7 protein-coding genes and 1 pseudogene are annotated in these 8646 nt (G+C 69.1%); 6 read left to right on the forward strand and 2 right to left on the reverse strand.

The genetic code is table 11. The annotated features are described in order from the left end of the window. Nucleotides 1-151: 151 nt before the first annotated feature. The 6 genes and pseudogenes from QH196_RS19850 to QH196_RS19875 all read left to right on the forward strand — a co-directional run. Nucleotides 152-1027 (forward strand): annotated as a pseudogene (locus QH196_RS19850) (replication-associated recombination protein A); the annotation flags it as partial. 85 nt (nucleotides 1028-1112) lie between these two features. Continuing rightward, entirely contained in the window at nucleotides 1113-3791 is a 2679-nt protein-coding gene (gene alaS / locus QH196_RS19855; RefSeq protein ID WP_280417307.1) for an alanine--tRNA ligase, read from the forward strand. Beyond that, nucleotides 3791-4393 (forward strand): Holliday junction resolvase RuvX, encoded by a 603-nt coding sequence (gene ruvX, locus QH196_RS19860; RefSeq protein WP_280417308.1) that lies wholly within the window; start codon nucleotides 3791-3793, stop codon nucleotides 4391-4393. Before alaS ends, ruvX begins: the two co-directional genes overlap by 1 nt. Further along, a complete protein-coding gene (gene mltG, locus QH196_RS19865; RefSeq protein ID WP_280417309.1) occupies nucleotides 4390-5886 on the forward strand; it encodes an endolytic transglycosylase MltG in 1497 nt (498 codons plus the stop codon). The genes ruvX and mltG overlap by 4 nt, the downstream gene beginning before the upstream one ends. 25 nt (nucleotides 5887-5911) lie before the next feature. Continuing rightward, entirely contained in the window at nucleotides 5912-6775 is an 864-nt protein-coding gene (locus tag QH196_RS19870) for a shikimate dehydrogenase (protein ID WP_280417310.1), read from the forward strand. Nucleotides 6776-6854: 79 nt separating this feature from the next. After that, nucleotides 6855-7328 carry a B-4DMT family transporter gene (locus QH196_RS19875; protein WP_280417311.1) on the forward strand — a complete coding sequence of 158 codons (474 nt, stop codon included), beginning with the start codon at nucleotides 6855-6857 and terminating at the stop codon, nucleotides 7326-7328. Here the strand turns inward: QH196_RS19875 and QH196_RS19880 are convergent. Continuing rightward, the gene (locus QH196_RS19880) at nucleotides 7317-7997 is read right to left on the reverse strand and encodes a response regulator transcription factor (RefSeq protein WP_280417312.1); all 681 of its coding nucleotides are present in this window, start codon (nucleotides 7995-7997) and stop codon (nucleotides 7317-7319) included. The genes QH196_RS19875 and QH196_RS19880 overlap by 12 nt on opposite strands. After that, nucleotides 7994-8646 (reverse strand): sensor histidine kinase (locus QH196_RS19885; RefSeq protein ID WP_348538091.1); only part of this gene is annotated, 653 nt, incomplete at its 5' end. The genes QH196_RS19885 and QH196_RS19880, both read right to left, overlap by 4 nt.

Consider the following 8646-nt stretch of genomic DNA (forward strand, 5'->3'; position numbering starts at 1 on the left):
CCCCCCCCCCCCCCCCCCCCCCCCCCCCCCCCCCCCCCCCCCCCCCCCCCCCCCCCCCCCCGCCCCCCCCCCCCCCCCCCCCCCCCCCCCCCCCCCCCCCCCCCCCCCCCCCCCCCCCCCCCCCCCCCCCCCCCCCCCCCCCCCCCCCCCCCCGCTGCTGTCCCGGTCGCTGGTGCTGCAGTTGCATTCGCTGACGGGCGACGATATCCGCACCGTGCTCACCCGCGCCCTCGCCGACCCCCGCGGGCTGGACGAGCAGTTCACCGTCACCGGCGAGGCGATCGACCATATCGTCCGGATCGCCGGGGGCGATGCCCGTCGCGCGCTCACCGCCCTGGAGGCCTCCGCGGAATCCTCGCTGGACGGTGCGATCGACCTCGACCTGGTCGCCGCCAGCGTGGACAAGGCCGCCGTCCGCTACGACCGGGCCGGTGATCAGCACTACGACGTGATCAGCGCGTTCATCAAATCCATTCGCGGCTCCGATGTGGATGCCGCGCTGCACTACCTCGCCCGGATGCTGACCGCGGGAGAAGACCCGCGTTTCATCGCCCGGCGCCTGATGATCCACGCCAGCGAGGACATCGGGATGGCAGACCCCAGCGCATTGCAGACCGCGACCGCCGCGGCGCAGGTGGTGCAGCTGGTCGGTTTGCCCGAGGCCCGGCTGGCGCTGGCCCAGGCCACCATCCATCTGGCCACGGCCCCGAAATCGGGCGCGGTGGTGGCGGCCATCGGCGCGGCCATGGCCGATGTGGCGGCCGGTAAGGCGGGCGCGGTGCCGCCGCATCTGCGCGACGGCCACTACTCCGGCGCCGCGGCGCTCGGTAACGCGCAGGGCTACCGGTACCCGCACGACGATCCGGACGGTGTGCTCGCCCAGCAGTACCCGCCGGACGAACTGGTCGGGGTGGATTACTACCACCCGACCGACCACGGCAACGAGCGGACCGTCGGCCCGCGGGTGAGCACCTTGCGCCGGATAATCCGCGGTCTGCGGGCTTCGAACGGACGCAGCAGGGCATAACCGGCCGCAGCCGTGGCAAAGGGGTGGTACGCCTAACCCGGCTCGGTGATAAATCGCGTGCGCGGTCCCGGTAGGCTGGATATCTGTGCAGACCCACGAGATCAGACGGCGATTCCTGGACCATTTCGTTCGTGCCGGGCATACGGAGGTGCCCAGTGCATCGCTGATTCTCGACGACCCGAACCTGCTGTTCGTGAACGCGGGCATGGTGCAGTTCAAACCGTACTTCCTCGGTCAGCAGACGCCGCCGTATCCGCGCGCGACCAGTGTGCAGAAATGCGTGCGCACCGGTGATATCGAGGAAGTCGGCGTCACCACCCGGCACAACACCTTCTTCCAGATGGCCGGGAATTTCTCCTTCGGCGATTACTTCAAGGAAGACGCGATCCGCTTCGCCTGGGAACTGATCACCAAATCCCAGGAGGACGGCGGCTACGGGTTCGATCCCGAGCGCATCTGGGTCACCGCCTACGAGGCCGATCCGGAGGCCGCCGAGCTGTGGCGCAAGGTGGCCGGTATCCCCGAGGAGCGGATCCAGTTCCGCGACGGCAAGGACAACTACTGGGATATGGGTGTGCCCGGCCCGGGCGGGCCCTGCTCCGAGATCTACTACGACCGCGGCCCGGAATACGGCCGCGACGGCGGACCCGTTGCCGACGAGGACCGCTACCTGGAGATCTGGAACCTGGTCTTCATGCAGGACATCCGCGGTGAGGACAGCCCCAAGCTCGGGCATCCGCCGATCGGTGTGCTGCCGAAGAAGAATATCGACACCGGTATGGGTATCGAGCGCATCGCGCTGCTGCTCCAGGGGGTCGACAACGTTTACGAAACCGATCTGCTGCGCCCCCTCATCGATAAGGCCGAAGAGCTCACCGGCCGGTCCTACGGCGTCGAACACGCCGACGATGTGCGCTTCCGGGTAATCGCCGATCATGCGCGTACCTCCGCCATGCTGATCGCCGACGGCGTCAACCCGGGCAACGACGGGCGCGGTTACGTGCTGCGGCGCCTGCTGCGCCGGATCGTGCGCTCGGCCCGGTTGCTGGGCGCCGAACAACCGGTGATGAGCCAGTTCATGCGGGTTGTCAGCGAACAGATGTCGCCGTCCTATCCCGAACTGTCCACCGATTTCGCGCGGATCGAAACGGTCGCGGTCGGGGAGGAGACGGCGTTCCGTAAGACGCTGGCCACCGGGTCGCGGCTGTTCGACGAAACCGTCGAGGAGGTCAAGGCAGCCACCCCGGCCGGTAAGACCGGCAGGATCTCTGGATCCGACGCCTTCACCCTGCACGACACCTACGGTTTCCCCATCGACCTCACGCTCGAGATGGCGTCCGAAGCCGGCCTGTCCGTCGACGAGGCGGGGTTCCGCTCGCTGATGGCCGAACAGCGGCAGCGGGCCAAGGAAGATGCGCACGCCCGCAAGCACGCCCACGCCGACCTGTCGGTCTACAAGGAACTGGTCGACCGGGGTGATACCGAGTTCACCGGATTCGACGAGCTGACCTCCGAAGCGCGGGTGCTCGCGCTCATCGGTGACGGGGTCCGCGTGCCGACCGCCGTCGCCGGTACCGATATCGAGGTGATCCTGGACCGCAGCCCGCTCTATGCCGAAGCGGGCGGTCAGATCGCCGATCGCGGCACGATCACCGCCGCGGGCACCAAGCTCACGGTCAACGATGTGCAGAAGATCGCGAAGAAGCTCTGGGTGCACCGGTGCACGGTGGACCAGGGCCAGATCACCGAGGGCGATGTGGTGCTCGCGCAGGTGGATCCCGCCTGGCGGCGCGGCGCCACCCAGGGCCATTCCGGCACCCATATGGTGCATGCCGCGCTGCGGCAGATCCTCGGCCCCAATGCGGTGCAGGCCGGTTCGATGAACAAGCCCGGGTACCTGCGATTCGATTTCAACTGGCAGGGGCAGCTCTCCGAACAGCAGAAGGCCGATATCGAGGCGGTTTCCAACGACGGTGTCGGCGCCGACTACCCGGTGAACACCTTCGTCACCGATCTGCCCAAGGCCCGCGAAATGGGGGCGCTGGCCCTGTTCGGCGAGAACTACGGCGACCGCGTGCGTGTGGTGGAGATGGGTGGACCGTTCTCCATGGAGCTGTGCGGTGGCACCCATGTGGGGCATTCCTCGCAGATCGGCCCGATCACCCTGCTCGGGGAATCGTCGGTCGGTTCGGGTGTGCGCCGGGTGGAGGCGTTCGTAGGACTGGATTCCTATCGGCATCTGGCGAAGGAGCGGGCGCTGCTGGCCGGTGTCGCATCGATGCTGAAGGTGCCCTCCGACGAAGTTCCGGGACGGGTGGAGCAGCTCGTGGACCGGCTGAAGGTCGCCGAGAAGGAGCTCGAACGGACCAAGGTCGCCGCGGTGCTGTCCTCGGCCGGTTCGTATGCCGATGCGGCACAGCGGATCGGTGACGTACTGCTGGTTGCGGCGGCCGCGCCGGAAGGTGTGGCGGCCGGTGATCTGCGCACCCTGGCCACCGATATCCGCGGCCGGTTGGGCTCCACGCCCGCCATCGTGGTGTTGCTCGGAAATAACGAGGGCAAGGTGCCGTTCGTCGTGACCGTGAACAAGGCGGCCCAGGAACTGGGTTTCGCGGCCGGTACGCTGGTCGGTGTCTTCGGTCCGAGTATTTCCGGCCGCGGTGGCGGGAAGCCGGAAATGGCCCAGGGTGCGGGTTCGGACCCGTCGGGTATCGAGGCGGGCCTGGCGGCGGTCCGGGACCATATCGGCGCACACGCCGGCTGATGGCGGCGGGTTCCGGGGCAGATACCCCGGTCGACCGGCCGCATCCCGATTCCGACCCCGGTCGCGGCCGGCGGCTCGGTATCGACGTGGGCAGTGTCCGGATCGGGGTGGCGGCCAGTGACCCCGACGGTGTGCTGGCCACCCCGGTGGAGACCGTGCCACGGGCCGGTGCACCGGGGCGCCGCTCCGGTCGCAAATCCGCAGGTTCCGCCGCCGCCCGTACGGGCGGAACACCGGCCGGTGCGGATATCGCGCGGATCGCCGCGATCGCGACGGAATACGAAGCGGTGGAGATCATCGTCGGGTTGCCGCGCACCCTCCGCGGCGAAAGCGGGACCGCGGCACGGCTGGCCGTCGAGTTCGCCGGAAAGTTGCGCGACTCGCTGCCCGAAGTGCCGATCCGCCTTTCCGACGAACGTTTGACTACGGTGTCTGCTGCACGCGCTCTGCGGGACAGCGGTGTCCGAGCACGTGGACAGCGGCAGGTGATCGACCAGGCGGCTGCTGTTTCGATCCTGCAGAGCTGGTTGGACGAACGGAGTTCGATGATGAGGTCGGCCGAGGACGCGGAACGGACCGCGTTGTTCGGAGACGATGAATGACGGATCGGTGGGCGCAGGCGGAGGCGCGGTTCCGGCAACGTGAGGCCGAGCGGCGATACCGCCGCGACGACAAGGCCTGGGAGCGGTCCCGCCGGTCGGCCGCCACGCCGGTAGCCGACGATCCCGAGTGGGACGATGAGCCGGATACCGGCTGGGACCCCTACGAGGACGACGACACCGCGGTCATTCCCCGCTACGTCGACGAGGACGAATACATCGACGACGAGGACGATTACGGCGACGCCGAGCCCGAGCCCGAGCCGCGACCGCGGTCCCGGGCGCGCAGCCGCGCCGGTGCCCGCCGGGCGCCTCGCCGCGGTGGCCGGGCGGCAGCGCGCCGCGCCCGGGAACAACAGGGCGGTCGCCGCCGGAAGCTGATCTGGGCGGCCGGCGCGGTGGTACTGGTCCTGATCCTCGGCGCCGGTGTGTACAAACTCGTCAATCGCTATACCCCGCCGGAGGATTTTGCCGGTCCGGGTGGCGCGCCGGTGGTCGTTCACGTGGCCTCCGGTGATACGGCCACCGAGATAGCCACGGCGATGGAAGAAGCCGGCGTGGTGGCCAGTTCGGCCGCGTTCTACGAGGCGGCGGTACAGAACGAGGGGATGAGTTCGGTACAGCCCGGGTACTACGCCATTCCCGAGCGGAGTCCGGGCCGCGATGCTGTCGCGGCGCTGGTGTCGCCGGAAGCGCGGGTGGGCAATCTGGTCATCTCCGAGGGCCGGCAGTTACACGATCAGCACGATGTGAACACCGGTGCCCGCAAGGAAGGGATCTACACCAAGATCGCCGCCGCCAGTTGTGTAGGCGCCGACGCCGAACGCCGGTGCGTCACCTACGAACAACTCGAGGAGGCCGGCGCCGGTAGCGATCTGGCCGCCCTCGGGGTGCCGGAATGGGCGATGGACGCCGTACGGCAGGTACCCGACCGGCGGCGTCAGCTCGAGGGTTTGATCGCCGCGGGCAGCTGGGATTTCGACCCGAACAGCTCCGCTCAGGAGATTCTGCGGAAACTGGTCAGTGAAAGCGCGGCGAGCTACGAGGCGACCGGGGTGCTCGAATCCGGGGCCGCCAACGGGCTGAGTCCCTACGAAACGCTGATCGGCGCCTCGCTGGTGGAACGCGAAGCGCTGCCCCAGGATATGAGCAAGGTGGCCCGGGTGATCGTCAACCGGCTCGAGATCGGTCAGCCGTTGCAGTTCGATTCCACGGTCAACTACGCGCTCGACAAGACCGAGGTCGCCACGACCGACGCCGATCGCGCGCAGACCACCCCGTGGAACACCTATGCCATGGCCGGTCTGCCCGCCACCCCCATCGCCGCCCCCTCGATCGGGGCGCTGGAGGCGATGGAGAAACCCGAGCCGGGGGACTGGCTGTACTTCGTCACGGTGGACAAAGAAGGCACCACGATGTTCACCGAGAGCTACGGCGAGCATCTGCAGAACATCGAATTGGCACTGGAAAGCGGGATTCTCGACAGTGGGCGCTGAACCGGGTGCCGGTACCGGATCGCCGGTGAGTTCCGGAACTGCGGAGGGCTTCGGACCGGCGGAAGCATCATCGGCCGCCGCACCACGGCGGGCGGCCGTACTGGGCAGTCCCATTACCCATTCCCGCTCGCCGCAGCTGCATCTGGCCGCCTATCGGGCGCTCGGCCTGGACTGGACCTACGACCGGATCGAATGCACCGCGGCCGAGCTGCCGCGGCTGGTGGACGGGCTGGGCCCGGAATGGGTCGGTCTGTCGGTGACCATGCCGGGCAAGGAAGCCGCGCTGGCCTACGCGGACGAACGGACCGAACGCGCAGTGCTCGTCGGCTCGGCCAACACCCTGGTCCGGACCGAGGCCGGCTGGCGGGCCGACTGTACCGACGTGGACGGTGTGCTGGGCGCATTACGGGGCGGCGGCGTGACCGGGCTGACCGAAGCGGTCGTACTCGGCGCCGGCGGGACCGCGCGTCCGGCCCTGCTGGCGCTCACCGGGCTCGGTGCCCGCCGGGTGACCATCGTGGCGCGCGATGCGGGCCGGGCTGCGGGTGCGCGCGAACTCGCCACGCAACTCGGCGCCGACACCGAGGTGATCGGCTTCGATGCACCCGAGCTGGCCCGGCGTTGCGCGGCGGCCGGGGCGGTGGTCAGCACCGTCCCGTATCAGGCGGCTGCCGGTATCGCCGACACGGTGGCGGCGGCTCCCGTCGTACTCGATGCCCTGTACAACCCGTGGCCGACACCCCTCGCGGAAGCAGTGGCAGCGGCCGGTCACACCGTGATCGGTGGTCTGCACATGCTGCTCGAGCAGGCCTACGGGCAGGTCGAACAGTTCACCGGGAAGCCGGCCCCGCGGGCGGCGATGGCAGCGGCGGTGTCCGACCTGGGCTGAGTACCCGTGAGTCACCGTTTGCCACCGATATTCTGTAACCGGTTCTAGCTTTGCGGTGAAGGGGGTTATGGTGATCGGCATGACTGCGTGGTTGTTGCGGGCACTGGCGCTCGGTGGGCTGGCCGTCGTGCTGCGGGTACTCCTCGGATTCGCGATGGGGTTCGTCCCGACCTTCGGGGTATGGCTGCGGCTGCTGTGCCTGGTGGTGTTGATCGGTGCCGCCGTCACGTGGGGTCTGATGGACGGCCGGGCGGACCGGCGGGCCAACCCGAATCCGGAACGCGGCGCCGACCTGACGATTCTGTGGCTGCAGGCCGCCGTGGCCGGGGGTATCGGCTGCGGCCTCGTGTCCTGGCTGCTGGATTTCATTCCCCGGGTCGACCTAGGTGACGCCGGGCTGCTGTTCGAGGCGACCGCCGCCTCCGCGTTCATCGTGCTGCTGATCTTCGTCCCGGCACTCGTCGGCGTGGCTGTCGGCCGGCGGCTGGCGCGCCGGGAACAGGACCGGACAAGTGATACCGCCGGATTCCGTCCGGCCGGCTCAGCTGCCTGAGATCGACCGGCCACCGGGCACTATGAGCCCGGTCTCGTAGGCGATCGCCACCAGTTCGGCGCGCCCGCGCGCCTCCAGTTTGTCCAGTAATCGGCCGATATGGGTCCGGGCCGTCGCGGGGCTCATATGCAGGGCGGCGCCGATCTCGGTGTTGGATCGGCCCGTCCCCACTGCGAGCAGGACCTCACGCTCCCGCGGGGTCAGTCGCTCCAGCAGCTCCGCCGCCCGCATGCTCGGCCCGGCGGCCTGCGCCGCCGCCCGCATCACCCGGCGGGTGACAGCCGGAGCGAGCAGCGCCTCGCCGGAGGCGACCGTCCGCACCGCGGCACGTAGTTCGTCGGGATCGATATCCTTCAACAGGAATCCAGCAGCGCCGGCCCGCATCGCATCGAGGATATTGTCGTCGGTATCGAATGTTGTGAGGACGATGACCTGGACGTGTCGCAGTGCGGGATCGGCGACGATCCGCCGGGTCGCGTCGAGACCGTCGCCGCCTGGCATCCGAATGTCCATGAGTACCACATCCGGCCGGGTACGGATCACGAGCGCAACCCCTTCCGCACCGGTACCGGCGAGGCCGGCGACCTCGATATCGGTGGCGCGTTGCAACAATGCGCGCAGGCCTTCTCGGATCAGGGGCTGATCGTCGACCACTGCGACACGGATCATGCCGATTCCCGTACCGGAAGTTGTGCTTCGACCACGAATCCGACTCCATGCATCGGCCCCGCCTGCAGAGTACCGCCCAGCAGGGCGATTCGTTCACGCATTCCGATGATGCCCCAGCCTGTGCCGGGCCGGCCGGTACCGCCCCGGCCGTCATCGGCCACGCGCACCAGAATGCTCTCGCGCTCCTGCCTCAGTTCGACTATCGCGTGTCGGGCCGAAGCATGCCGGAGCACGTTGCTCAGCGCCTCCTGGACCAGTCGGAAGATCGTGTCACCGGCAACCGCCGGCAACCGGTCGGCCGATTCCGCGCCGTGGAGTTCCACAGTGAGCCCGGTGGCCCGCGTAGCGGCGACGAGCTCGGTCAGGCGCGCCGAAGCCGGAGACAGCGGGCGTTCCGGGTCGAGACCCGGTTCACGCAGGGCATCCAGCGTCGCCCGCAGTTCGCGGCCCGCAGTCCGGCAGGCGGCGCGCGCCGCCGCCCGCGAGTTCTCGGCGGTCGCGGGGGCCTGCTGCAGCGCTTGCCGGGCTTCGCCCCCGCAGACCGGAAGCCGGTCGAACCTTCTGCCCACGTGGCTCCAGGAGTAAACTGACCATTCACTGTTCGACTGCTCAGGGTGCTGCAACCGGGGGGATCCACACGATCCAGGAC

This window comes from Nocardia carnea, assembly GCF_029868325.1.
Taxonomy (GTDB): Bacteria; Actinomycetota; Actinomycetes; order Mycobacteriales; family Mycobacteriaceae; genus Nocardia; species Nocardia carnea_C.